At 61.0% G+C, this 24,494-nt stretch carries 22 protein-coding genes and 2 pseudogenes; 15 read left to right on the top strand and 9 right to left on the bottom strand.

Annotated features, from left to right (window positions below):
• Positions 1–94: 94 nt before the first annotated feature.
• Together ACIPSK_RS22350 and ACIPSK_RS22345 are read right to left on the bottom strand one after the other, a co-directional pair.
• The gene (locus ACIPSK_RS22350) at positions 95–571 is read right to left on the bottom strand and encodes an RbsD/FucU family protein (protein ID WP_162119298.1); all 477 of its coding nucleotides are present in this window, start codon (positions 569–571) and stop codon (positions 95–97) included.
• Positions 555–1,802 (bottom strand): ROK family transcriptional regulator, encoded by a 1,248-nt coding sequence (locus tag ACIPSK_RS22345; protein ID WP_162119299.1) that lies wholly within the window; start codon positions 1,800–1,802, stop codon positions 555–557. Before ACIPSK_RS22345 ends, ACIPSK_RS22350 begins: the two co-directional genes overlap by 17 nt.
• A 229-nt stretch (positions 1,803–2,031) precedes the next feature.
• On the opposite strand from ACIPSK_RS22345, the gene ACIPSK_RS22340 reads away from it, so the two are divergent.
• From ACIPSK_RS22340 to ACIPSK_RS22305, 8 genes and pseudogenes are all read left to right on the top strand, one after another.
• Complete coding sequence (locus ACIPSK_RS22340; protein WP_017966815.1) at positions 2,032–3,051, top strand: sugar ABC transporter substrate-binding protein; 1,020 nt, start codon at positions 2,032–2,034, stop codon at positions 3,049–3,051.
• A gap of 155 nt (positions 3,052–3,206) precedes the next feature.
• Positions 3,207–4,271 (top strand): ABC transporter permease, encoded by a 1,065-nt coding sequence (locus tag ACIPSK_RS22335; RefSeq protein WP_026154411.1) that lies wholly within the window; start codon positions 3,207–3,209, stop codon positions 4,269–4,271.
• 2 nt (positions 4,272–4,273) lie between these two features.
• Positions 4,274–5,056 carry an ATP-binding cassette domain-containing protein gene (locus ACIPSK_RS22330; protein ID WP_017966817.1) on the top strand — a complete coding sequence of 261 codons (783 nt, stop codon included), beginning with the start codon at positions 4,274–4,276 and terminating at the stop codon, positions 5,054–5,056.
• The gene (locus tag ACIPSK_RS22325; RefSeq protein WP_162119300.1) at positions 5,053–5,685 is read left to right on the top strand and encodes a nucleoside triphosphate hydrolase; all 633 of its coding nucleotides are present in this window, start codon (positions 5,053–5,055) and stop codon (positions 5,683–5,685) included. Before ACIPSK_RS22330 ends, ACIPSK_RS22325 begins: the two co-directional genes overlap by 4 nt.
• A 333-nt stretch (positions 5,686–6,018) precedes the next feature.
• The gene (locus ACIPSK_RS22320; protein ID WP_162119301.1) at positions 6,019–7,200 is read left to right on the top strand and encodes an MFS transporter; all 1,182 of its coding nucleotides are present in this window, start codon (positions 6,019–6,021) and stop codon (positions 7,198–7,200) included.
• Between the two features lie 104 nt (positions 7,201–7,304).
• A complete protein-coding gene (gene pyrC, locus ACIPSK_RS22315; RefSeq protein ID WP_162119302.1) occupies positions 7,305–8,351 on the top strand; it encodes a dihydroorotase in 1,047 nt (348 codons plus the stop codon).
• 173 nt (positions 8,352–8,524) lie between these two features.
• Positions 8,525–9,703, top strand: coding sequence for a GGDEF domain-containing protein (locus ACIPSK_RS22310; RefSeq protein ID WP_162119303.1), 1,179 nt, complete (start codon positions 8,525–8,527; stop codon positions 9,701–9,703).
• A gap of 89 nt (positions 9,704–9,792) precedes the next feature.
• Positions 9,793–9,903 (top strand): annotated as a pseudogene (locus tag ACIPSK_RS22305) (glyoxalase superfamily protein); the annotation flags it as partial.
• Positions 9,904–10,479: 576 nt separating this feature from the next.
• Here the strand turns inward: ACIPSK_RS22305 and ACIPSK_RS22300 are convergent.
• Together ACIPSK_RS22300 and ACIPSK_RS22295 are read right to left on the bottom strand one after the other, a co-directional pair.
• Positions 10,480–11,109, bottom strand: a complete 630-nt coding sequence (locus ACIPSK_RS22300) for a glutathione S-transferase family protein (protein WP_162119304.1) — start codon at positions 11,107–11,109, stop codon at positions 10,480–10,482.
• Between the two features lie 97 nt (positions 11,110–11,206).
• A complete protein-coding gene (locus ACIPSK_RS22295; RefSeq protein WP_162119305.1) occupies positions 11,207–11,689 on the bottom strand; it encodes an anthrone oxygenase family protein in 483 nt (160 codons plus the stop codon).
• A 101-nt stretch (positions 11,690–11,790) separates the two neighbouring features.
• Between ACIPSK_RS22295 and ACIPSK_RS22290 the strand changes: the two genes are divergently transcribed.
• The 3 genes from ACIPSK_RS22290 (at position 11,791) to ACIPSK_RS22280 (ending at position 14,197) form a co-directional block, all read left to right on the top strand.
• On the top strand, positions 11,791–12,447 hold the full coding sequence (locus ACIPSK_RS22290) for a TetR family transcriptional regulator (protein WP_162119306.1): 657 nt from the start codon (positions 11,791–11,793) through the stop codon (positions 12,445–12,447).
• 71 nt (positions 12,448–12,518) lie between these two features.
• Complete coding sequence (locus ACIPSK_RS22285; protein ID WP_162119307.1) at positions 12,519–13,208, top strand: orotate phosphoribosyltransferase; 690 nt, start codon at positions 12,519–12,521, stop codon at positions 13,206–13,208.
• A 62-nt stretch (positions 13,209–13,270) separates the two neighbouring features.
• Entirely contained in the window at positions 13,271–14,197 is a 927-nt protein-coding gene (locus tag ACIPSK_RS22280; RefSeq protein ID WP_162119308.1) for a carbohydrate kinase family protein, read from the top strand.
• Between the two features lie 9 nt (positions 14,198–14,206).
• Here the strand turns inward: ACIPSK_RS22280 and ACIPSK_RS22275 are convergent.
• Both ACIPSK_RS22275 and ACIPSK_RS22270 read right to left on the bottom strand, forming a co-directional pair.
• Positions 14,207–15,004 (bottom strand): annotated as a pseudogene (locus ACIPSK_RS22275) (alpha/beta fold hydrolase); the annotation flags it as partial.
• A 350-nt stretch (positions 15,005–15,354) separates the two neighbouring features.
• A complete protein-coding gene (locus ACIPSK_RS22270) occupies positions 15,355–15,714 on the bottom strand; it encodes a metalloregulator ArsR/SmtB family transcription factor (protein ID WP_162119309.1) in 360 nt (119 codons plus the stop codon).
• A 169-nt stretch (positions 15,715–15,883) separates the two neighbouring features.
• On the opposite strand from ACIPSK_RS22270, the gene ACIPSK_RS22265 reads away from it, so the two are divergent.
• Positions 15,884–16,846 (top strand): acyl-CoA desaturase, encoded by a 963-nt coding sequence (locus tag ACIPSK_RS22265; RefSeq protein ID WP_162119310.1) that lies wholly within the window; start codon positions 15,884–15,886, stop codon positions 16,844–16,846.
• 75 nt (positions 16,847–16,921) lie between these two features.
• On the opposite strand, the gene otsA is transcribed toward ACIPSK_RS22265, so the two are convergent.
• A complete protein-coding gene (gene otsA / locus ACIPSK_RS22260) occupies positions 16,922–18,337 on the bottom strand; it encodes an alpha,alpha-trehalose-phosphate synthase (UDP-forming) (RefSeq protein ID WP_162119311.1) in 1,416 nt (471 codons plus the stop codon).
• A 673-nt stretch (positions 18,338–19,010) separates the two neighbouring features.
• Positions 19,011–20,636, bottom strand: coding sequence for a glucose-6-phosphate isomerase (pgi, locus tag ACIPSK_RS22255; RefSeq protein ID WP_162119669.1), 1,626 nt, complete (start codon positions 20,634–20,636; stop codon positions 19,011–19,013).
• Positions 20,637–20,994: 358 nt separating this feature from the next.
• On the opposite strand from pgi, the gene ACIPSK_RS22250 reads away from it, so the two are divergent.
• Together ACIPSK_RS22250 and ACIPSK_RS22245 are read left to right on the top strand one after the other, a co-directional pair.
• On the top strand, positions 20,995–21,321 hold the full coding sequence (locus ACIPSK_RS22250; protein WP_168724998.1) for an ArsR/SmtB family transcription factor: 327 nt from the start codon (positions 20,995–20,997) through the stop codon (positions 21,319–21,321).
• A gap of 1 nt (position 21,322) precedes the next feature.
• Positions 21,323–21,778 (top strand): SRPBCC domain-containing protein, encoded by a 456-nt coding sequence (locus tag ACIPSK_RS22245; protein ID WP_162119670.1) that lies wholly within the window; start codon positions 21,323–21,325, stop codon positions 21,776–21,778.
• Between the two features lie 129 nt (positions 21,779–21,907).
• Here ACIPSK_RS22245 and ACIPSK_RS22240 read toward each other — a convergent pair whose 3' ends face one another.
• The gene (locus ACIPSK_RS22240) at positions 21,908–23,608 is read right to left on the bottom strand and encodes a long-chain fatty acid--CoA ligase (protein WP_162119671.1); all 1,701 of its coding nucleotides are present in this window, start codon (positions 23,606–23,608) and stop codon (positions 21,908–21,910) included.
• Between the two features lie 259 nt (positions 23,609–23,867).
• On the opposite strand from ACIPSK_RS22240, the gene ACIPSK_RS22235 reads away from it, so the two are divergent.
• Complete coding sequence (locus ACIPSK_RS22235; protein WP_162119672.1) at positions 23,868–24,260, top strand: PRC-barrel domain-containing protein; 393 nt, start codon at positions 23,868–23,870, stop codon at positions 24,258–24,260.
• Positions 24,261–24,494 lie beyond the last annotated feature (234 nt).

Here is a 24,494-nt window from a genome sequence, read left to right as displayed (position 1 = left end):
CTATCGAACGAATGGCGGAAGACCGACCTTCATCTGGCCCGAAAGCCAAAGCTTACCGACGGCCAAACCGCTGCGCACTTTCCGGCATCATGCTCTAGTAGACGAACGGATCGACCTCGGCCGCAGCATGGGTTCCCGGCTCTTTCGGATAGATCACGCCCTTGCGCAGGATGATGTTGGCGTAGAGCCTGGGCTCGCCGGTCTGGATCACCGCATGGGCGGATTTCACCCTGCCGTAGAAATCCTGGCCGATCAGCGGCACCACCTGGCGATGCGGCTCGTGGCGGGCGCAGCAGTCGATCATCTCCTCGTGCACGGGGTCGAGCTTGTCGCGCTCGGCCTTGACGGTCGAGCGGAAGATCGCCTCCGCCACAAAGTCGTCGATCGGCAGCACGCTGAGCACGGCGTTGAGGACCGGGATGAGGTGGTGGCCGTCGAGCCGGATCAGCCGGCGGGCATGTTCGACGCCGGGATAATTGCCGTCGACGATGGCGATCTCATCGCCGTGGCCCATGGCGCGAAGCGTAAAAAGCAGCTCCGGGCTCAACAGCGGATCAAGTCCTTTCAGCATGGTCTATCTCCTTGAAAAGTACGTTCTGGTCGGTGAGGTAACGCGCGAAGATCGGCAGGCTGGCGCCACCGATGGCGCGCGCCTGGGCGCCGACCGCGCCCTCGATGATTTCAGGCATGACGACGCCCTGCAGGTCGAGTTTGGCAGCTTCGTCGATGGTGGCCTGCACCAAGCGGCTGCGCACCCAATCGGGAAAGCCGCCGTCGATGACGGCCGCACTGAAATCGAGGATCGAGGCGGCCGCCACGATCGCCTGCGCCAACGCCTTGGCGCTATCCCGGATCCAGGCTTCCATCGGCGCGCCGAAATCCACCCAGTCGTCGGCGGAATACCAGAGCGGCTCGGGGTCGATGCCGCGTTCGCGCAGCATGTTCTCGAGCACGAAGATCGAGGCGATTTCGAGCAGCTGCTTCGTCTCGCCGTTCTTGCCCCGCACCGGCAGCGGCCCGATCGCGCCTGCCGTGCCGGTGCGGCCGGAAAAGATCGCCGAATTGAGCACGATGCCGCCGCCGATGAAGGAGCCGATGAAGAAATAGACGAAATCCGGGTAGGACGGCCCGACGCCGAAGACGAGTTCGGCGCCGCAGGCGCTGGTCGCATCGTTCTGCATGAAGACCGGATGGGAGACGCGAGAGGCGACGTCGGCCTGCAGGTCGATGTCGCGCCAGACCTCCATGGCGCCCGGCGGCGCACCCACCTCTTCGGCCCAGTTCCAGAGCTCGAAGGGGGCGGCGATGCCGAGGCCGGCGATGCGGCCGCGCTGTTTGTCGTCGAGCCGGTCCTCCAGCTCGCGGATGCCCGAGGTGACGAAGGCGAGGATTTCATCCGGCAGCGGATAGGCATAGGTCCGGTGCAACTGCATGCGGATGCGACCGACGAAATCCATCAGCACCAGATCGGCGCTGCGCCGACCCATCTTCAGGCCGAAGGAATAGACGGCATCGGGATTGATATGCATCGGGATCGACGGCTGGCCGACGCGGCCGCGCACCGGTTCCCCGCGCGACAGCAGCCCTTCCTTTTCCAGCACCCGCATGATCACGGAGACCGTCTGCGCCGACAGCCCGCTGCGGCGCGCGATATCGGCCTTCGACAGCGCGCCGTAGAGACGCACCAGCGACAGCACGAGCCGTTCGTTATAGGCTCGCACCCTGACCTGGTTTGCACCTCCGGCCGGATTGAGAATTGGTGGCGGGACCGGCGTGTGTTCCGGTCCATCCAAGGACGACATGGCCGCTCCTCCCGATTGTTGGCCTATTGCCCTAATTCGTTCGAGCATGCCACATCGAATTAATAATTCAATTGGATTTATTTATTGACAAGCCAATTTCTTTTCGCTCTTAATTGCCGTCGTCAAGGGCACGGGACCGCTGGGAGGCATTAGCGATCCACGGCGAAGTGTCATATCTTAAGCTTCCGGCCCCGCAGGGGCGGCGCCGGCAAACTCTGGGAGGAGTTCCATGAAGAAATCCGTTCTCGCTTTCGGCGCGCTCGCGCTTGGTGTCACCTTTTCCGCTCCTGTCATGGCGGCTGACGTGGCTGCCTGCCTGATCACCAAGACCGACACCAACCCCTTCTTCGTCAAGATGAAGGAAGGTGCGACGGCCAAGGCCAAGGAACTCGGCGTCTCGCTGAAGTCCTATGCCGGCAAGGTCGACGGTGACAGCGAAAGCCAGGTGGCCGCGATCGAAAGCTGCATTGCCGACGGCGCAAAGGGCATCCTGATTGCTGCTTCCGACACCAAGGGCATCGTGTCTTCGGTCAAGAAGGCCCGTGATGCCGGCCTGCTGGTCATCGCTCTCGACACGCCGCTCGAGCCGGCCGATGCCGCCGACGCCACCTTCGCCACCGACAACCTGCTCGCCGGCAAGCTGATCGGCCAGTGGGCCAAGGAAACGCTGGGCGACAAGGTGAAGGACGCTAAGGTCGGCTTCCTCGACCTGACCCCGTCGCAGCCGACGGTCGACGTTCTGCGCGACCAGGGCTTCATGATGGGCTTCGGCATCGATCCGAAGGACCCGAACAAGATCGGCGACGAGGACGATGCTCGTATCGTCGGTCATGACGTGACCAACGGCAATGAAGAAGGCGGCCGCAAGGCCATGGAAAACCTTCTGCAGAAGGATCCGAGCATCAACGTCATCCACACGATCAACGAGCCGGCCGCTGTCGGCGCCTATCAGGCGCTGAAGGCTGTCGGCATGGAAAAGAACGTGCTGATCGTCTCGGTCGACGGTGGCTGCCCGGGCGTGAAGTCGGTCAAGGAAGGCGTCATCGGCGCCACCTCGCAGCAATATCCGCTGATGATGGCAGCCCTTGGCGTCGAAGCGATCAAGAAGTTCGCTGACAGTGGTGAAAAGCCGAAGCCGACCGAAGGCAAGTCCTTCTACGACACCGGCGTCTCGCTCGTCACCGACAAGCCGGTTTCCGGCGTCAAGTCGATCGACACCAAGGAAGGCACCGACAAGTGCTGGGGCTGAGCCCTGATTGTTGAAAGCAGACCGGCCGGGGCTTGATCCCCGGCCGTTTTCGACGGACGATGTGCCGTCGCCTCACGAACCGGCTAATCAAAGACCGGATGGATATCGGTGACGGCCCCCGCGCGAGTTCGGCGCGCGGATGCGGAGGAGGAACCATGACCGGAACACAGGAATTCGAACGTGTCCTCGACGGCAGCGACAAGAGCGTTGCCTCCTTCGAGCACGAGAATGTCTCGCTGATCAAGCGCGCGCAGCATTTTCTCCACTCGACGCCGGCCGCCGTGCCGCTGATCGTGCTGGTGCTGGCGATCATCATTTTCGGGATCACCATCGGCGGACGGTTCTTCTCGTCCTATACGCTGACCCTGATCCTGCAGCAGATCGCCATCGTCGGTATTCTCGGCGCCGCCCAGACGCTGGTCATCCTGACTGCCGGCATCGATCTTTCGATCGGCGTCATCATGGTGATCTCGGCGGTGATCATGGGCAATGTCGCCATCACCTACGGCATACCGACGCCGATCGCGGTCGCAGCCGGCATGCTTGTCGGCGGCCTTTGCGGATTGCTGAACGGCTTCCTCGTCGCCTACATGAAGCTGCCGCCCTTCATCGTCACGCTCGGCACCTGGAACATCGTCATGGCGACGAATTTCATCTATTCCGCCAATGAGACGATCCGCGACACCGACGTCGACGAAAAGGCGCCGCTGCTGCATCTTTTCGCCGTGAGCTTCAAGCTCGGCAGCGCCGTGCTGACCGTCGGCGTCATCGCCATGGTGCTGCTCGTCGTGGTCCTCTGGTATGTCCTCAATCACACCGCCTGGGGCCGGCATGTCTATGCCGTCGGCGACGATCCGGAGGCAGCCAAGCTCTCCGGCATTCAGACCAAGAAGGTGCTGCTGACCGTTTACGCCATCTCGGGCGTCATTGCCGGCTTGGCCGCCTGGGTCTCGATCGGCCGCAACGGCTCGATCTCGCCGTCCTCGGCCGTCACCGATTTTAACCTCCAGGCGATCACTGCGACTGTGATCGGCGGCATCTCGCTGTTCGGCGGCCGCGGCTCCATCCTCGGCACGCTCTTCGGTGCCATGATCGTCGGCGTCGTCTCGATGGGCCTCAACATGCTCGGCGCCGACCCGCAATGGAAAGTCCTTTTGACAGGCGTGCTGATCATCGCCGCCGTCGCTATCGATCAGTGGATCAGAAAGGTTTCGGTGTAATCATGGATCGCGAACCCCTTCTCACCGCCCGCGGTCTCGTCAAGCGCTATGGCCGCGTGACCGCGCTCGACAATGCCGATTTCGATCTCTATCCGGGTGAAATCCTCGCCGTCATCGGCGACAACGGCGCCGGCAAGTCCTCGCTGATCAAGGCGATATCCGGCGCCGTCACCCCCGACGAGGGGGTGATCACCCTCGAAGGCCGGCAGGTGCAGTTCCGCTCGCCGATGGAAGCGCGCGAGGCCGGCATCGAGACCGTCTACCAGAACCTCGCGCTGTCGCCGGCGCTGTCGATCGCCGACAACATGTTCCTCGGCCGCGAGATCCGCAAATCCGGCGTGCTCGGTTCGATGTTCCGCATGCTCGACCGGCCGGCCATGGAAAAGCTGGCGCGCAACAAGCTGTCCGAACTCGGCCTGATGACAATCCAGAACATCAATCAGGCGGTGGAAACGCTCTCCGGCGGTCAGCGCCAGGGTGTCGCGGTCGCCCGCGCCGCCGCCTTCGGCTCGAAGGTCATCATCATGGACGAACCGACGGCAGCGCTTGGCGTCAAGGAAAGCCGCCGCGTGCTGGAACTGATCCTCGACGTGCGCGCCCGTGGCCTGCCGATCGTGCTGATCTCCCACAACATGCCGCATGTCTTCGAAGTGGCCGACCGGATCCATATCCACCGCCTCGGCCGGCGGCTGACGGTGATCGATCCGAAGGAATACACCATGTCCGACGCCGTCGCCTTCATGACCGGCGCCAAGGCGGTGCCGACGGAGCCGGTCGCCGCATGAACGCACGCATCGATGAAATCGCCGGCGCAGTTCTTGACCGCGCCGGCCATTCCAAGCGTTTCCTGGTCGCCATCGCCGGACCTCCGGGCGCCGGCAAATCGACCTTGGCCGACAATTTGGCTGAAGCGCTGAAGGCCAGGGGTGAAAGTGCCGAAGTCCTGCCGATGGATGGTTTTCACATGGACAACGCCATCCTGATCGAACGCGGCCTGCTGGCGCGCAAGGGCATCCCGGAGACCTTCGATGTCCGCGGTTTCCTCGATATCATCCGCGCCGTCAGGCTGGCCGATCAGGAAGTTCTGGTGCCGGTATTCGATCGCTCGCGTGAACTCGCGATAGCGTCCGCCCGACCTGTTTCCCCCGATCACCGCTTCATTATCGTCGAGGGCAATTATCTGCTCCTTTCGCTCGGCAAATGGGCCGAACTCGAAGGCGTCTTCGATTTTTCGATCATGCTGGCGCCGCCGATCGAAGTGCTCGAGGAACGGCTCTGGGCGCGCTGGCGCGGTTATAACCTCACCGAGGAGGCCGCCAGCGCCAAGGTCTACGGCAACGACCTGCCGAACGGCCGGCTGATCCTCGAAAACCGCCGCCCGGCGGATGTGACGCTGGAGATCGCGCTGGCGTGATGCCGCGGATTGTTCTCACATGGGAACAATCCATGCCGCCCGGCCCGCGTAGCGGTTCCGGATGCCGATAGGCATAACAAGGTGCTGGCAGCGCCTCTTGTGAATCAAGGTTTCGCAGCAAGTCGGCCGAAATCGGGCAAAAGAGGCTTGCGCTTGAGTATGGTCGCGAAGGATAACATCCACACACCCTGCCGTTTGGTCGGTGCCCTCCTTTGGCGGGATGCCGGCATGTCCGTCATGTAAGAAGTCACGCGATGCGTCGGGCTCGCCTCGCCGGATTTTCGATGAAGTCTGTGCGTTCATGCCTCTTCCTCATCCCGTTGGAGATGACACATGACGTTCAGCTTTCCCATCACGCGCGCGATCTTCGCCCTTTTTCGCGTTCCATTCTTCCCTGCCGCACTGACTGCAATCCTCTTCGCTATGCTCGCCGAGGCAATGGCCTTCAGTTACATCGCCCTGCTCGCCGTTGATAAGATCGGCATGTCGCCTCTGCAGTTGGGAGCTTTTCTAAGCCTGTCGGCGATCTCAGGCATCGTCGTCACGACGATCTTTGGCCACTTTCACGACCGCAAGCCGATGATGTGGCCGTTGCTGATATCCTTGCTGGCCAAGATGGCTGGGTTCGGTCTCTGCGCGGTGGCGAGCGAACCGTGGATGCTGTTTCTCAACGCGGCCGTCCTCTTCGGTATCAGTTCTGCCTCGTTCTCCCTGCTGTTTGCGACGGCGAAAGGCTATCTCGATCGCACAGGCGAGCAGACGAGCGCCAAGGGCACGGCGGCGCTGCGCACGTGCAATTCGCTGAGTTGGGCCGTCGGGCCAGCCCTGGGCGCCATTCTTGTTCGCTACTGGGACCTCGATGGCATCTATGTCGGCGCAGCTTTGCTCGCCGCCTTGGCGCTGGCGGTCGTGCTGGTGAGCCGCATCAAGGTCGTGGCGGATACAGCTAGCCGGCAGCGCCTGACGCTGGACGTTTTGATGTCCACAGCGCCTGCCGTGTTGGCGCTTACCGCCTTTCACACGGCCATGTTCACCGGTGCCAATGCCGTGTCGATCGTCGTTGCCCAGCAGTTGGGATCCGAGGCGGACGTCGGCCTGCTGTTCAGCCTCTGCGCGCTTCTTGAGGTGATTGTGATGAGCCTGTTCGTGTTTCGGCCGGCACGCGGGGCGAACAGGCTGCTCCTGCTGGCCGGCTTCGGGGTCTTCGCCGTCTATTACCTGTTGCCGATCCCCTGGCCTTCACTGACGACGCTCTACCTTGCGCAGTTGCTGCGGGCGACAGGCATCGCGATCATCAGTATCGTCGGCATGGCTCATTTGCAGGATCTGTTGCCTGGCAGGGCTGGAATCGCAGCGGCCCTCTTTGGCAATAGCGCGAATGCCGGCCTTCTTTTCTCGGGGCTCGGGACCGGCCTTTGGGCGCAATCCTTTGGCTACTGGTCGTTGTTCGAGCTTTGCGCCGGTCTCTGTCTGCTCGGAGCGGCATTGTGCCTGATAAGATCGGTTCGGAGATAGAGCAGCGGGCATGAAAAGAGCGAAAGCCCGCCGCATGAATCAATTTCAATGCGATGCGCTTTAGTGTTATCGAGACCGCAGACGCATCGCTTCGGAGGCCTGCCATGCAATCGATCACCATCCGCCGTCCTGATGACTGGCACCTGCATCTGCGCGACGGCGCCATGCTGGAGGGCGTGATCGCTGATACGAGCCGCACCTTCGCCCGCGCCATCATCATGCCCAATCTCGTGCCGCCGGTCGTCACGTCAGCTGACGCCAGGGCCTATCGCGAGCGCATCCTCAAGGCCTTGCCGGACGGCCATCGCTTCCAGCCGCTGATGACACTTTATCTCACCGAACATACCAGCCCGGATGACGTGGAGGAGGGGAAGAACAGCGGCCTCATCACCGCCGTCAAGCTTTATCCCGCCGGCGCCACGACCAATTCGCATGGCGGCGTCCGCGACATGGAAAAGGCGATGCCGGTGCTGGAGCGCATGGCAAAGATCGGCCTGCCGCTCTGCGTCCATGGCGAGGTGACGACGCCGGAGGTCGATATTTTCGACCGCGAGGCCGTCTTCATCGACACCGTGCTCGATCCGCTTCGCCAGCGCCTGCCGGAACTGAAGGTGACGATGGAGCATGTGACGACATGGGATGGCGTCGACTACATCAAGGCAGCCAAGGGCAACCTCGCCGGCTCGATCACTACCCACCATCTGATCATCAACCGCAACGCCATCCTCGTCGGCGGCATCCGCCCGCATTATTACTGCCTGCCCGTCGCCAAGCGCGAAAACCACCGGCTGGCCTTGCGTGCGGCGGCCGTCAGCGGCGACCCGCGCTTCTTCCTCGGCACGGATTCCGCCCCGCATGTCGATCCGCTGAAGGAATGCGCCTGCGGCTGCGCCGGCATCTATACCTCGGTCAATACGATGAGCTGCCTCGCCCATGTCTTCGAACAGGAGGGCGCCCTGGAACGGCTCGAAGCCTTCGTGTCGCTGAACGGGCCGGCCTGGTACGGGCTGCAGCCGAACGAGGAGCGCATCACCCTGTCACGGCAGGCCGAGCCGGTCGTCTTTCCCGCGAGGATTGAAACCGGCGCCGGTCCGGTGACGGTGTTCGATCCGATGTTTCCCCTGCACTGGCAGGTGATGCACCAGGAGTAAGCTTTCGGATTTCAATTTTAAATAGAATATTCATTTTAAACTTCGACGCGACGTTAAACGCGTAACATTTGCATTGTGCAGTGCATCATTTGTTAACGGATGCATAAGACATTTCTCCTCGCAGACCGGTAAGCCGCCATTCGATGCGACGACAGCTGCCGAGACTGAAAAGCATGATGCTTGACTATAACTCCCTGTTGTTGGCGCTCGGCGTCTCCGCGGCCTGCCTTGCGGTGACGCTGATGGGCAGCTGGCTTGTCCGTCGCGCGGAAACCGTGCTGCTCACCGCCACCGTCGGCCTTGTCCTCGTCGTCAGCGGCATTTTCGTCTATAGCGGCTATGTCAATACGCCCAAGACATGGCTCGGCGTTGCCAATTTCATGTTGTTTCATGCCGGTTTTGCAACCATCTGGGGAGCAGGCAAACAATTCCTCACCGGCCGGATGTCTCTCCTTTCCATCGCGATCCGCGCGCTTGCGGCGATGGTCTTCTCCGTCGTGCCGATGCTATCGGGCTATGATGGCCTGGCTTTCATCGCCGACAATCTCGCCATCGCCCTTTTGCTCTTTGCCACCGCCCGGCAATATTGGCTCGCCCGCGCGGAAGCACCCGCGCCGCTCCTCGGCATTGCCACGCTCTATACGCTGACGGCGATCTCCTTCGTTCTGTGCGCCGCTGTGCTGATCTCCGACGGCAAGCTGGTGCTCGGCAAAGCCCCCAGCAACTGGGCCGAAGATCTGAGCCTTGCCGTCTGCATTGCCGGCATGACCGGTATCGGCGCGCTGTCGCTGGCGCTGCATCAATGGCGGCTCGCTGCCCGCCATCGTCTCGATGCGATCACCGATCCGCTGACCGGCCTGCTCAACCGTCGTGCCCTCCTCGACCAATACGGCACGCGTCCGATGGGAACGACCACGGCCGTCATCGTCTTCGATATCGACCATTTCAAATCCGTCAACGATCGCTTCGGCCATGCCGCCGGCGACCGCGTGCTCAATGTCTTCGCCGGCGAGCTTTCGGCCCATTGCCGAACCTGCGACACCGCTGCTCGTCTCGGCGGCGAGGAATTCGTGCTGGTGCTGAAGGAGATCATGCCCGGCCGGGCGGAACTGACGGCCGAGCGCATCCGCAGGGCGTTCGAAGCGCGCGAGATCCATATCGACGACGAAGTGCTGACATGCACGGTCAGCGTCGGCGTCGCCCCCGGCCGTTCGAAGAGCTTGGATTTCGACGCCATGCTGAATGCTGCCGACAAGGCGCTCTACGTCGCCAAGCGCGCCGGCCGCAACCGGGTCGAACTTGCCAGCTACCTCAAGGCGGTTCCCGTCGAAGCAACGCGCACCGCGTCTTGATTCCCGGCTGACCTCCCATAACATCGCCCTCGCCCGGATGCGGCCAGCCGCCCCGCGACGCTTCTGCGTTAAGGTGAATGCATCCAGACAACCTCAGCGAACATTCCGGCGACGCCAGCCCCGGCGCCAAGGCCTTCGTCCGCGTCGCGAATGTGCGGGCCTGTCACGCCGAACTCTCAGGCAAGGACTACCGCTACATGGTCACGGCTTGGCTCCCTCTTCTCCCCAGCGGGGAGAAGGTGGCCCGAAGGGTCGGATGAGGGGGCCACACGGCATTCCATTCATTGCCCTTCGCTTGCGCTCCGGACACTCGCGGCTTTGCCGCTCACCCCCTCAACCGCCTGCCGGCACCTTCTCCCCGCTGGGGAGAAGAGACGTGTAGCAGCGCCGTACGGTTTCTTCTTAGTCAGAGCAAGATATATCGGGGGAAAAGTTGCTAGCTGCTTCCTCCAGCTGTCCGGTCTAAAAGGGCGCAATGCCGGAGCCATGGGGTCGCGGACATGCTTGCCAGAGGAACATTTTCGGATGGTTATTCTATGAAAGGTACTGGAAGTTCCGAGATTGCATATCACAGGCCCTACCCATCTGCCTCACTCCCGAGGGTGACAACCTGACGCAAGGCGGTTTTTGTGGGTCATTTTCGCAGGCTTGTTCTTGTTGCTCGCTGTGAGCTCCGCCTGGTGCGCGTTCCGCACCCGGATGCTGGCAAATAGCCGGAACGGCTGGCCCCGGCGCAATCGCCAAGCTCCCGGTCGGGCCACGAGGCGGATTTTGTCTTAGCCGGCCGAATGCGGGTCCATACTATAGGGATAGACCGGATAATCTGCCCCGATGGCACCTCGAAGCCGGTCGGACCAGGCGGCGAAGGCGGGATAGCCTGCGAGAGTAAAGCCGCAATCCTCGGCCCGGTGGCTATAGGCGTAAACGGCGATATCGGCGATCGTCAGCTGCTGGTCGACAAGAAACAGGCTGTCGGTCAGGCTGCGATCGATGGCGGCAAGCGCGCGGGCTGCGGCTTCGCGCTTGCCCGCAATCATGCTCTGGTTACGCTCCAGCCGTCCGGTCAACGTCCAGAATCGCAGCGAGCCGATGACCGGCTCGACATGATACTGTTCGAAGAACAGCCATTGCATGACCTTGGCGCGCAGATAGTGGTCTGACGGCAGGAAGGGTGTGCCTTCGGCGAGAAAAGTGAGGATCGCATTAGATTCGGCGATCGGACGTCCATCGTCGAGTTCGAGAACCGGGATGGCGCCCACCGGATTGAGTTTGAGAAACGCCTCGGTGCGGCTCTCGCCCTCGAAGATCGAGACGATACGGCTGCGGTAGGGTTTGTCGAGCAGGCCGAGCAGAACCCGGACCTTCCAGCCATTTTGCGAGGGCAGATAATCGTGAAGCGTAAACATGACGGTCCTTTCGCGGCGATTGCCCAACATCGCATGCCCGCCCGGAACCGGCCACCCGATTCCTGAAAGGCGCGGCGGATTGCCGAGAAGCAATCGTTCAGACGATCATCAGCGCCCGCACGAAGGCGACCGAGGCGAGTAGCGAGGCGATGGTCCGCACATGGTTCCACCACGTCCAGTCCCTGACATAGATGGTCCAGAGCTGAACCGCTTCCGTCCCGTTGCCGCCGACTTTTGCCAGCGCATCGTTCATCGGCACGTTGAAGATGATGGTCGAGAGGAAGGAGGCGAAGATGTAGAGGGCTGCACCCGCCAGCATCAGAAAGGATGCCCCGCCGCGCCAGTCGATCAGGGCGAGCACGGCGATGACGAGGCAGAGGATCGCCGTCGGCACGAAGAGGCCCATGAAGGGCGAGCGGACGATCGTCACGTTGATCGAGTTCATCGCCGCGATGCCTTGCTCTGCCGGGATCCGCGAGAAGGCGGTCATGATGAAGGTCGAGAAGGCGAAGAAGATGCCGGCGACAAGACCGCTGCCGATCGCCGCCGCCACGAGGGATAGGATCAGGATGATCTGCATGTCAAAACTCCTCCCAAACTTTGAAAACAAGAGAAACTCTCTCATTTGCAAAATGAGATAATCTCTCTTATTTTGTTTGTCAACGTGGAAAAGGAGAGAGCATGTCGGAACAGCCGGTCGCAGCGCGCAGGCGCCAGCAGGAGTCTACCGGCCAGCTGCGCCGCATCCCCAGCCAGCAGCGCGGCCGCGAGCGCTTCGAAAAGATCCTGACGGTGGCCGCCGAGCTGATCGAAAGCCACGGCAGCGACGGCCTGAAGATGAGCGAGATCGTCGAAAAGGCCGGTCTCTCCTTCGGCGCCCTCTACCAATATTTCCCTGACAAGACCTCGATCATCCGCACATTGGCCGAGCGCTTCAACGAAGAGGGCAGGCGCTGCGTTGAAAAGGAACTGGCGAAAGTCACCGACGCTGCGGCGCTGCAGGGCGCGCTCGCCGCTATCGCCGATGAATATTACGCCTTTTTCCGCCGCGAGCCTGTCATGCGCGATATCTGGCATGCGACCCATACCGATAAGCTGCTGCAACAGGTCGATGCCGAGGACATGGAATTCCATGCCCAGGCATTTCTCGCCGTGCTTATCCGCCTATGGCCGGATCGGGACCGAAGGGAGCTGCTCGCGATCGCCCGGCTGACGATGCAGCTTCTTGCCGCCGCCGTGCGTTATGCCGTGTCGCTGGATGCGGAGGAGGGCGAGAGGGCGCTTGCCTTGTTCAAGAAAATGCAGATCGTTGATATCGGCCGCCTGCTGCAGCAATAGCCCGCCTTTCGTCTGGAAACGGCGGGCTCTTGCTGCTATTCCCGCAAGGATCCAAGCCGAAGGAGAGCCGCATGATCCAGACCACATTTCCCGACCGCGCCGTGATGGCCGAATTGTTGGCCAAGATGCTCTGGGAAATCAGGGCGGTGCATTTCAACGCCACCCAGCCTTACAAACTCGCCTCCGGCATGGCGAGCCCGGTCTATATCGATTGCCGCAAGCTGCTCTCCTTCCCGCGCATCCGCTCGACGGTGATGGATTTCGCCGCCAGTACCCTGCTGCGCGATGCCGGCTTCGAGCAGTTCGATTGCATCGCCGGCGGCGAGACCGCAGGCATCCCCTTCGCCGCCCTGCTGGCCGATCGCCTCGGCCTGCCGATGATCTATGTGCGCAAGCAGCCGAAGGGCCATGGCCGCAATGCCCAGATCGAAGGCAATATGCCGGAAGGGTCGCGCGTGCTTGTTATCGAAGACCTGACGACGGCTGGCGGCAGCATGTTCAAGTTCATCGATGCCGTCCGTGCCGCCGGCGGCATCGTCGATCATGGCATCGCGCTGTTCTTCTACGGCATCTTCGGCGAACAGCGCTTTGCCGACGGCAAGGTCAGGCTGCATCACATCGCCACCTGGCGTAATGTTCTGGCCGTTGCCAAAGAACAGAAGCTCTTCGACGACAAGACGCTGTCGGAAGTCGAGGCCTTCCTCGACGCGCCGCTGGCCTGGTCGGGAAAGAATGGTGGCGTGAGTGAGCTTTCGCTCTAGCCAGTTGACAAAAGCTCGCCTAACCGGTTGATGAACGTATAAGTGCTGTTGGGAGGAATACGATGATTTTGTGCTGCGGCGAAGCCCTGATCGACATGCTGCCGAGGGACACCACCCTCGGTGAAAAGGGCTTTGCGCCCTATGCCGGCGGCGCGATCTTCAATACCGCAATCGCGCTCGGCCGCCTCGGCATCCCCACCGCCTTCTTCACTGGCGTTGCCGATGACATGATGGGCGAAATCCTGCTCGAGACGCTGAAGGCGAGCAATGTCGATTACAGCCCATGCGCCATCACGCCGCGTCCCTCGACCATCGCCTTCGTCAAGTTGGTGAACGGCCAGGCGACCTATGCCTTCTACGACGAGGGTACGGCCGGCCGGATGATCACCACGGCCGACCTGCCGGATCTCGGCGATGATTGCGAGGCGCTGCATTTCGGCGCAATCAGCCTGATCCCCAGCCCCTGCGGCGAAACCTACGAAGCCCTGCTCGACCGCGAAGCCGCACGCCGCGTCATCTCGCTCGATCCGAATATCCGTCCCGGTTTCATCAAGGACAAGCCGTCGCATATGGCCCGCATCAAGCGGATGGCTGCGAAATCCGACATCGTCAAGTTTTCCGACGAAGATCTCGAATGGTTCGGCCTGCAGGGCGACCATGATGCGCTCGCCGCCCATTGGCTGAACCACGGCGCCAAGCTCGTCGTCATCACCAAGGGCGCGGAAGGCGCCTCCGGTTATACCAGGGAACGCAAGGTGACGGTGCCGAGTGAGCGCGTCACCGTCGTCGACACGGTCGGCGCCGGCGATACATTCGATGCCGGCATCCTGGCGTCGCTGAAGATGGACAATCTGTTGACCAAGGCACAGGTCGCCAATCTCGATGAGCAGGCCCTGCGCAACGCCCTGGCGCTTGGCGCCAAGGCCGCCGCAGTCACCGTCTCCCGCGCCGGCGCAAATCCGCCCTGGGCGCGCGAAATAGGCCTCTGAGGCGCATTGGATCCGGTCGAGAAAGGCGCGGACCTCGCGATTGAAGAGGTCCGGCTGCTGCAGTGGCGCAAAATGGCTGACGCCGGGCAGCAGCACGAACTCCGCATCTGGGATCGTCCTTGCCAGATAATCGGCATGCTCAGGCTTGATGAATTCGTCGTGCTCGCCGAGCACGATCGAAACCGGCACCTTGATGCCTGCGAGCTGCTCCGTCGAATAATTCGGCTCCGTCGACATCATCTTCGAGACATCGGCGACAAAGGCTTCGAACTGGTCGGGTGTTGCCGATAGCGCCTGATAATCCTTCCTGTGGCGGCTGAAGCAGTGCTCGATGACAGGCGTCGCCTTGAATTCCTTGGTGCCGCTGGGATCCATGTTGCAAGCGAAGAAGAATACGCCGCAGACGCGCTCCGGCTGCTGGTCGGCGAGGATCAGCGCCGTACAAGCGCCGTCACTCCAGCCGACAAGGACCGCTTCCTCAAGTCCGATATGATCCATGATGGCCAGCACGTCTGAGGCCATCAGGTGATAGGTGTAGGGGCGCTTATCGCGCGTGCTGCGGCCATGCCCGCGGCTGTCGATTACCAAGACCCGATGACCGGCGTCGATGAGCGCGGGAACCTGATAACCCCAATTGCCGCTATTGCCGAGCCCGCCATGCAGCAGAATGGCGGCCGGGCCGGCACCGTAGCTCGCGTACCAGATACGGGCACCCTCGTTTTCGACGAAACCCTGCTCATTCGTGGGGGGCAATGGCAGCGCGCCGTTTGCCTCAAAGTTCACCAGTTCGTTATCCGTCGCGGTCATCGGCTTCTCCTCTGTCGGACCTACTATAGACGACGACATGCCCTGCGATTCGACAGGGTCAAATAAAAAACCCGCCCGCGTGACGGATGGGCTTCGCTAGCAGCGTAAATGCCGAATTACTTGGCGAGCTTTGCAAGTGCCGCGACCAGGTCCCCCGAGGGGAGAAGGGGATATGCGACAACGTCTCGATTCCCTCTTCTCCCCTCGGGGAGAAGGTGCCCGTAGGGCGGATGAGGGGGCCGGCGAAGCCGGTCTTTCCAACAATACCCATGCGAGCTTCGATCACGCCGGCATCGTCTTGACACCATGTTTCTGACGCCACGCCAGCCCGGGATTTGCCTTGCTCAAGCCTACTCTTTTGCGCGGGTGCGCGCCTGGCTTTCCTTCTTGATCGGGCGACCGACCGGGCAGACCTCCTGCACGAAGCCGTTGAGCGTGTTGACGAGGTTGTTCTCGATCAGGGAATAGTGGACGAACTGGCCCTGTTTCTCTCGTCTGATCAGACCCGCAGCCTCGAGGATGGAAAGATGCTGCGAAACGGCTGGCTTGGACATGCTGAAGCGGTCAGCGATCTCGCCAGCGGTCAGACCCGATGCCGAGAGATAGGCGAGGATCTTCCGACGCGACGCACTGGAAAGCGCGTGGAATACCCGTTGGGCGGCGCTGACGGACCGGCCTTCTACGGCGTCATCGAAAGTCTCTTCGTCCAAATCCGGTCTCCGTGCCTGCGGCATCATCGCATCAATCCGTCAAACAATTAAGCAATTAATTTATTGCCTAATTGTTTCCGTTCATGCAAAGTAATTAGGTAATTGCTTAATTAATGAATTGATGGGTGATGTTCAAGAGGAGAATGCACCCGCCGGGAGGGAGTTCGCGATGAGCAGTATTTCCACTGGACGAATGATTGACAATGGGAGCGATCCGGTGAAGGGCACAGTGGTCTGGATGCTCGCAAAGTCGATCTGGATCACCGCCATGACCTTGATTGCCATCATTGGTGGCCCGCTGACCTTCACCTGGAGCGCCTTTGCCGGGTTTATCCTCTTGACCGCCATCACGATCTGCCTTGGTCATTCGGTCGGCATGCACCGGCTGCTGATCCATCGCTCGTTCAGCACTCACATCTGGATCGAGCACTTTCTCGTCTACCTCGGTACGCTGGTCGGCATGGCCGGCCCCTTCGGCATGATCTACGCGCACGACATTCGCGACTGGGCGCAACGGCAGCGAGACTGCCATGACCTCTATGCCCATCGGCGGTCTTTCTTCGTCGATGCCTTCTGGCAGATGCATTGCATTGTGGCGCTGGACCATCCGCCGCGTTTCGTCCTCGATGAGCGCGAGCGGCGCGACCGGTTCTATCGTTTCCTGGAGGCGACATGGATGGCGCAGCAAATTCCCCTGGGACTCGGGCTCCTTGCGCTCGGCGGACTGCCGTTTGTGGTTTGGGGTATCGCCGTGCGGATATCGGTGTCGCTGACCGGACACTGGCTGGTCGGTCATTTCGCGCATCGGAGCGGCCATCAGGGCTGGAGTGTCGATGATGTCGCGGTACAGGGCTATAACCTGCCGCGTTTCGGGCTGGTGACCTTTGGCGAGAGCTTCCATGGCAACCATCACGCCTTTCCGGATTCGGCGCGGCTCGGCATCGAGCCGGGGCAGCTGGATCTCGGTTGGTATTTCATCCGGCTGCTGGCAAGGCTCGGCCTGGCTTCGGCGATCAAGCTTCCACACACGATCGTGCCAAGGCGAGGGTTGAGACGCGTCAACGCAACCGAAACGGCGAGTGACAGTCATCCGCCGCATCACGCATCAGGTCACGCGGAATCTCGCCCGTGAATGCCTCCTCCTTGTCGCAACGTCCCGATTCCCTCTTCTTCCCTCGGGTCCGAAGGACGGATCGGTGCCGACCGATCAAGAGACGATCCGGGAGTCACGCTCCGGTTGACGCTCGGGAGCAAGTACCAAGTCTCCCAAGAAGTTTTCGCACCAGAGTGAGACGTCGTGGGTTAGCAGATGCTCCATCATCATGCTCCAGCGGTCGCGGCGCTCCTCCAGCGACATGGCAAGGCCACGGGCGAGGGCATTGGCAGTGCCTTCGACATCGTAAGGATTGACTAGCAGCGCACCCTTCAACTCGCGAGCCGCACCGGCGAAGCGCGATAGCACCAATACCCCCGGGCGATCGGGATCCTGGGCGGCGACATATTCCTTGGCGACGAGGTTCATGCCGTCGCGCAACGGCGTAACCAGCCCGATCGTCGCCAGGCGGTAGAGGCCGGCAAGCACGTTGCGGCTGATCGATCGGTTGACATAGCGGATCGGCACCCAGTCGACCGTTCCAATGGCGCCGTTCACCCGGCCTGCCTGTTCGGCGACCATTTTTTGCATATGCTCGTATTCGGGAACCTCCGATCGCGATTTCGGCGTGACCTGAAGATAGGTGACCTTGTTCTGGTAGCCAGGATTGCTGGTGAGGAAGCGTTCGAACGCTTCCAGCCGCTGAATGATACCCTTCGAATAATCGAGGCGGTCGACCCCGATGATCATATCCCGGCCTTCGATGCTGCGCCGGGTCTTCTGCACCATGATATTGCTTGCGGCTCTCTCGGCGAATTCGGCGAAACCAGCGGTTTCGATCCCGATCGGATAGGCGCCGGCCTTGAATATCCGCCCATGGGAATCGAACAATCCATTTCCGAGGTCGTCGCCAATTCCCTCCCGGCGCAGATATCCGGCAAAGTTCTGGAGGTCGTAGTCGGTCTGGAAGCCGACGAGATCGTAATGCGAGAGCCCGCGCATGATTTCCTCGTGGACGGGCATCGTGACGAGAATGTCGGCCGGCGGCCAGGGAATGTGCAGGAAGAAGCCGATCCGGTTCTTCAGCCCCATTTGGCGGAGTTCCGCCGCCAGCGGAATGAGGTGGTAATCATGAACCCAGATGATGTCGTCCGGCTCGATCATCGGCGCTAGCCTGTGCGCGAAGAAGCGGTTGACGCGGAAATAGCCGGCCATTTCCTTGCGGCCATATTCGGCGAGGTCCAGTCGATAATGGCAGATGGGCCAGAGAACGCGGTTTGCGAAGCCGCGATAATACTCCTCGACATCGGTGTCGGTGAGATCGGTCAGCGCATAGGTGATGTTGCCCTGTTGCAGTTGCGACAGCGGTCCAGGTTCCCTCTCCCCGCTCGATTCTCCCGACCATCCCATCCAAATGCCGCCACGCTCCTGCAGCGCTGCCTGCAGCGCGACGGCCAGGCCGCCGGCAGCGGCGCTCCCATCTTTGGCCGGCATGGGAACACGATTGGAAACGACGACAAGACGGCTCATGAGCTTCCTTTAATGAAGATGGGACATGAAACGCTGCGTGACGAGCGTGTTGAGACTTCTCCCGAACTTGGGCAGGGACCATGCAGCAAAGGCGCCGACTTCGACGCAGCCGACCCGGACGCGGGCGGCCCAAGGCGAACAACGAACGGAGCATTTTCTGCACAGATTTTGCTTGAATCTAGGGCGATTCCCCCGAATTGAAAGAATTCATTCTACAATTTTTGATTAGAAGAACATTCAATCCGGTTTCGTACTGCACGCCTTTCTTCATCGATGCCTTCTGGCAGATGCGGCCAGCACTTGACCGAGCCACTGGTCTCGACCCATCCTCCAGACCCCAAAGGGGTGAAGGGATATCCCGCAGCCTCTCGATTCCCCCTTCTCCCCAGCGGGGAGAAGGTGCCCGTAGGGCGGATGAGGGGGCCGGCGAAGCCGGTCTTTACAACGCCTATACGGGCTTCGACCGCGCTGGCATCGTCTCGACCGTGCTTAGGGCGGCTGCAGGATAGGATATGAGGTGAAGGATGTGCCGTGCGGCCCCCTCATCCGCCTGCCGGCACCTTCTCCCCGAGGGGAGAAGAGCACATGCCGTGACCTCTCCGTTCCTCACTCGCCTCTCGCAGGGCACGTCCCCTCTCCCCGTCAGAACGGGGAGAGGGTTAATCTCGAATGCTTACTTCGCCAGCTTCGCCAGCGCCGCAACCAGACCCTGCGTCGAGGAGTCGTGCGATGCGGCGCTCTCCTTGCCCTCGACGACCGGCAGCAGGCCCGTCGCCAGTTCCTTGCCGAGCTCGACACCCCACTGGTCGAAGGAGTTGATGCGGAAGAGCACGCCTTCGACGAAGACGCGGTGTTCGTAAAGCGCAATCAGCCGGCCGAGCGCATAAGGGGTCAGCTTGTCGTAGACGAAGGTGATCGACGGGCGGTTGCCGGTAAAGACCCGGTGCGGCGCGATGAAATCGGCTTTCTTGTCGTCCATGCCCTTGTCGGTCAGCTGCTTCTTGGCTTCTGCGAAGGTGCGCCCCTTCATCAGCGCTTCCGACTGGGCGAGAACGTTGGAGATCAGCAGCTGGTGCTGGTGGCGCAGCTCGGGCTCGAAGGCGTTGGCGGCGATCATGAATTCGGCCGGGATGATGCTCGTGCCTTGATGGATGAGCTGGTAGAAGGCGTGCTGGCCGTTGGTACCGGGCTCGCCCCAGACGACCGGGCCGGAATTGCCTTCAACCGGCGTGCCGTCGATGGTGACGCCCTTGCCGTTCGATTCCATGTCGAGCTGCTGCAGATAGGCCGGGAAGCGCGACAGGCGCTGGTCGTAGGGCAGGATGGCGCGGGTGGGATAGCCCAGCACGTTGCGATGGTAGAAGCCGATCAGGCCAAGCAGCATCGGCAGGTTTTCGGTAACCGGCGCCTGACGGAAATGATTGTCGACGGCATGGGCGCCGTCGAGGAACTTGCCGAAATTGTCAGGGCCGACGGCGATCATCAGCGGCAGGCCGATCGCCGACCAGATCGAGTAGCGGCCGCCGACCCAGTCCCAGAAGCCGAAGACGCGGGCGCTGTCGATGCCGAAGGCGGCAACCTTGTCGAGCGCCGTCGAGACGGCGGCGAAGTGGTGCTGCACGGCAGCTTCGCCGAGCGCCTTGGCGATGAAATTGCGCGCCGTCTGCGCATTGGTCATCGTCTCGACGGTGGTAAAGGTCTTCGAGGCGACGATGAACAGCGTCGTTTCCGGCTGCACCAGCTTCAGGATGTCGGCGATATGGGCGCCGTCGATGTTGGAGACGAAATGGGCGCGCGGGCCGTCATGGAAGGGAGCAAGCGCCAGTGTTGCCATCACCGGGCCGAGATCCGAGCCGCCGATGCCGATATTGATGACATCGGTGATCGCCTTGCCGGTGGCGCCCTTCAGCGTGCCGGAGCGGACGTCGTCGGCAAACTTGCCCATGGCGGCAAGCACGGCATTGACGTCGGGCATGACGTCCTTGCCGTCGACCAGCACCGGCGTGTTGGAGCGGTTGCGCAGCGCGGTGTGCAGAACGGCGCGATCCTCGGTGAAGTTGATCGCCTTGCCGGAGAACATTTCCTCGCGCTTCGTCTCGACGCCGCCGTCTTCGGCAAGCTTCACCAAGAGCTTGAGGATCTCGTCATTCACCGCCGTCTTGGAAAAATCCATCAGCAGGTCGTCGAGCGAAACGGAAAAGCGCGAAAAGCGCTGCGAATCGGCGGCGAAGGCGGCACGGATATCGGTCGCCTTGGTGGCATCAGCGGTGCTTTTCAGCTGTTCGACGATGGCGTTCATGGGAGGCTCCTTTGGAGGCGGAAGGGTTGCGGAAACTATTCGCTTTATCACCCGCAAATCAAGTTCAGCCATGACTCGAAATAGAAAAAAGCCACCCGCGGCAGAAGTCCGCCACTTGCTTAAATGTGGAATATTTTCTGTCGCAAATAACTGTCGCGAAACTTTTGCGAGTGGGTTTTGCGAAGCGGATCCACAGGAAGTTCAGCGCTGGCGGCTTGTCGCGGAAGTTAGAGAAATTGTGCGACAAGCAAAGTGCGAACAAGCTTCATGTCCCCTGCTCAAAGCGTGTCAATAAAAAAAGATAGCCGCAGGGATATCTATCTTGACCAATCCATTAGCTCCCCGTAAAGGTAGCCATATGGATACCTATGAAGTGAACTTCCCAAAGATTTTCGGGGCTTTGTCCGACCCGACCCGACTCGCAGTCGTCGATAAGCTCTTGGATGGACCTGCCTCGGTGACCGATCTGTCGCGGCCGTTTGATATGGCGGGCCCCTCGTTCCTGAAACACCTCCGTGTCCTCGAAGACGCAGGCATCGTTGCGTCAAACAAGTCCGGGCGGGTCAGAACGGTCAGCCTCGTTCCAGACTCGCTGATGCCGGTGGAGCATTGGGTCCGTCAACACCGCGCCCGACTTGGGGAACGTTTCGACAGGCTTGGCAACTTCCTAAATCAGGAGCAGTAAAGTGACAAAAGCGGAACAAGAGCACAGATCGATTACCATCGAGCGCGTTTTTTTCAATTGCGTGGATCATGTATGGGCGGCGTGGGCTATTCCCGAAAAGAAGAAAGCATGGTTCGGTGAAGGACTGGCGGAATTCGACTTTCGCGAGGGAGGAGCTGAGCACAGCAGCTTCGTCACGGACATGGGAACCCACACCAACCAGACGCACTATTTCGAGATCAAGGAACGCAAGAGGATCGTGTTCGCCTATTCGATGACGGTCAATAGCCGTATCCATACGGTGTCGCTGGCGACCGTCCTGTTTTCCGAACACGGCGGCGGGACGAAGCTGACTTATGTGGAGCAGCTATGCGTTATCCCGCCGAGCGACGGGGCTGAAGGGCGGGAACACGGCTGGAAAGCGCTGCTGGATGGGCTGGAGAACTATTTAGCCGGTGATATTCAAGACAAGGCGTAGCAAAACTCCCAATTAAAGCGAACAGTTCGCGACTGCTGGGCGGCAAGCGGATGGCTGTCAATTTCATGACAGCGCCGCGCGTCTGAAAAGACGTGCAAAGGACACTGTAACACTTTGAATTCGTCAAATTCAGCCGCGCAGGTCCTTGCGCAGGATCTTGCCGACCGGCGACTTCGGTAGCTCGGTGCGGAATTCGATGAAGCGCGGGCGTTTGTAGTTGGTGAGGTTGGCGATGCAATGGGCTTTCACCTCGGCCTCCGTCAGGTTCGGATCCTTCCTGACCACGAAGAGTTTTACGGCCTCGCCCGAATGTCCGTCCGGCACGCCGATGGCCGCGGCCTCCAGGATGCCGGCATGCATGGCGGCGACTTCCTCGATCTCGTTCGGATAGACATTGAAGCCCGAGACCAGGATCATGTCCTTCTTACGGTCGACGATCTTGGTGTAGCCGCGTTCGTCCATGAAACCCATGTCGCCCGTGCGGAAGTAGCCGTCTTCGGTCATCGCCCGCGCCGTCTCTTCCGGCTTCTGCCAGTAGCCGGCCATCACCTGCGGCCCGCGGATGCAGATCTCGCCGACCTGGCCGAGCGGCAGCGAATTGCCCTCCTCGTCGCGGATATCGAGCTCGGTGGAGGGAAGCGGCAGGCCGATCGTGCCGGTGAATTCGGGCGAATCGAAGCGGTTGGCGGTGGCAACAGGCGACGTCTCGGAAAGGCCGTAGCCTTCCGTCACCGCCGTGCCCGTCATCTTCAGCCAGCGTTCGGCGACCGGGCGCTGGACGGCCATGCCGCCGCCGAGCGACATGATCAGCGAGGAAAAATCGAGCTTGGCGAAATCGGCATTGTTCATCAGCGCATTGAACAGCGTGTTGAGGCCGGGAAAGATATGCACTTTCGACTTTTCGAATTCCTTGACGAGACCGGGAATGTCGCGCGGATTGGCGATCAGGATATTGTGGGCGCCAAGCGACATGCCCATCAGCGAATTCACGGTCAGCGCAAAGATGTGGTAGAGCGGCAGGGCGCAGAGGAAATTCAGCACCTCCGGCTCCTTCTTGCGCTCGAAGGCCGATCGAAGCCAGAGCGACAGCTGCGCCTTGTTGGCAAGCAGGTTCTGATGCGTCAGCACCGCGCCCTTGGCAACGCCCGTCGTGCCGCCGGTATATTGCAGGAAGGCGATATCGCTGCCAACAAGCGTAACCGGCTGAAGCCCCTTTGCCGCCCCTTCGCGCAGCACCTGGCCGAAGCTTTTGTGCTGAGGGATCGACCAGGAGGGAACGAGCTTCTTCACCTTGCGCACGGCGAAATTGACGATCAGCCCCTTCGGCCCCAGCATTTCCCCGAGCGAGGTGACGACAACATGGCGCAGATCCGTCTTGTTGAGGACCTGCTCCACCGTGCGGGCGAAATTCTCCAGCACGAAGATCGCCTTGGCGCCGGAATCCCGCAACTGGTGTTCGAGCTCGCGCGGCGTATAGAGCGGGTTGACATTCACCACCACGAGGCCGGCGCGCAGTATGGCGTAGGTCGCGATCGGATTCTGCAGCACATTCGGCATCATCACGGCGACGCGGTCGCCCTTTTGAAGGCCGGTGCTCTGCAGCCAAGCGGCGAGTTTGCGCGTATGGCTCTCCAGCTCGCGATAGCTCATCGCCTTGCCCATGCTGGAAAAGGCAGTCCGGTCGGCGTAACGGGCGCAGGATTTTTCCAGCAGTTCGGCAAGCGAGGCATATTCCAGCGGCGGAATCTCTGCCGGAACGACATCGGGATAGGCGGCAAGCCAGGGTTTGTCGGGCTTGGCTCCGTTCGGATGGACGGAAATTCTGTTCATCTGTCTCTCTCCCTTGCCGCCGCCGCCGTCGCCGAGCCGGCAATCGACTGGCCCGCAATTGACTGGAAGAGTCCTCCATCTTCCAGTCCGGCAGCTTATGCCATTGCCTGAACGGTTCAAGCCGAATGAAGCTATACTAACCTTGACGTAAACGTCAACATTTGGGCGCCGCGCCATCGTCGGCAGGTGGGGAACTTTGAATCCGCCATGACGTTGATCTTGCATACTCACCATGAGCAATACCAAAAGGAGGTGCACAATGTTGAACCAGGATACTGACGCCACCCGCCGTGACCCGAATGTCAAGGACACGCATTCGCTGATTGCCAGCGACCGCGTCGAAGGCACCCGCGTTTATGGCGCCGATGGTAAGCATATCGGCTCGATCGAACGCCTGATTATCGGAAAGCTCGATGGCCGTGTCGCCTATGCCGTGCTGAGCTTCGGCGGCTTCCTGGGCATTGGTCACGATCACTACCCGCTTCCCTGGGAAAAGCTGAACTACGACACCCAGTTGGATGGCTATCGCATCGACCTGACCAAGGAGCAGATCGAAGGCGCCCCGAGCTATTCGGACGATGACGACAGCTGGTACAACGACAATGGCCGCCGGGTCTATGACTACTACGGCGTGCCGCCCTACTGGAGGTAACGTCGTCCGATAGGCCGAGTTGGAAGGGCTCCGCGGATGCGGGGCCTTTTTGGTGTTTGGTGACGATAGTTACCTCTTGTCGTCTGCGCCGACGACTGCCCCTCACCCTAGAGCGTATCCGGATTTAGTTGAATCGGAAGGGATTCCGTTTTTGTGTGTTTTGTGATTCAAGATGCTGGCTGGAGTGGAGGCCAGCATCGAATGACGCGACCTCTTTCCAATGATCTTCGTGAG

This window comes from Rhizobium sp. LARHSG275, assembly GCF_052871115.1.
The sequence above is the reverse complement of the archived record's forward strand: the minus strand, read 5'-3'. Positions and strand labels throughout refer to the sequence as shown.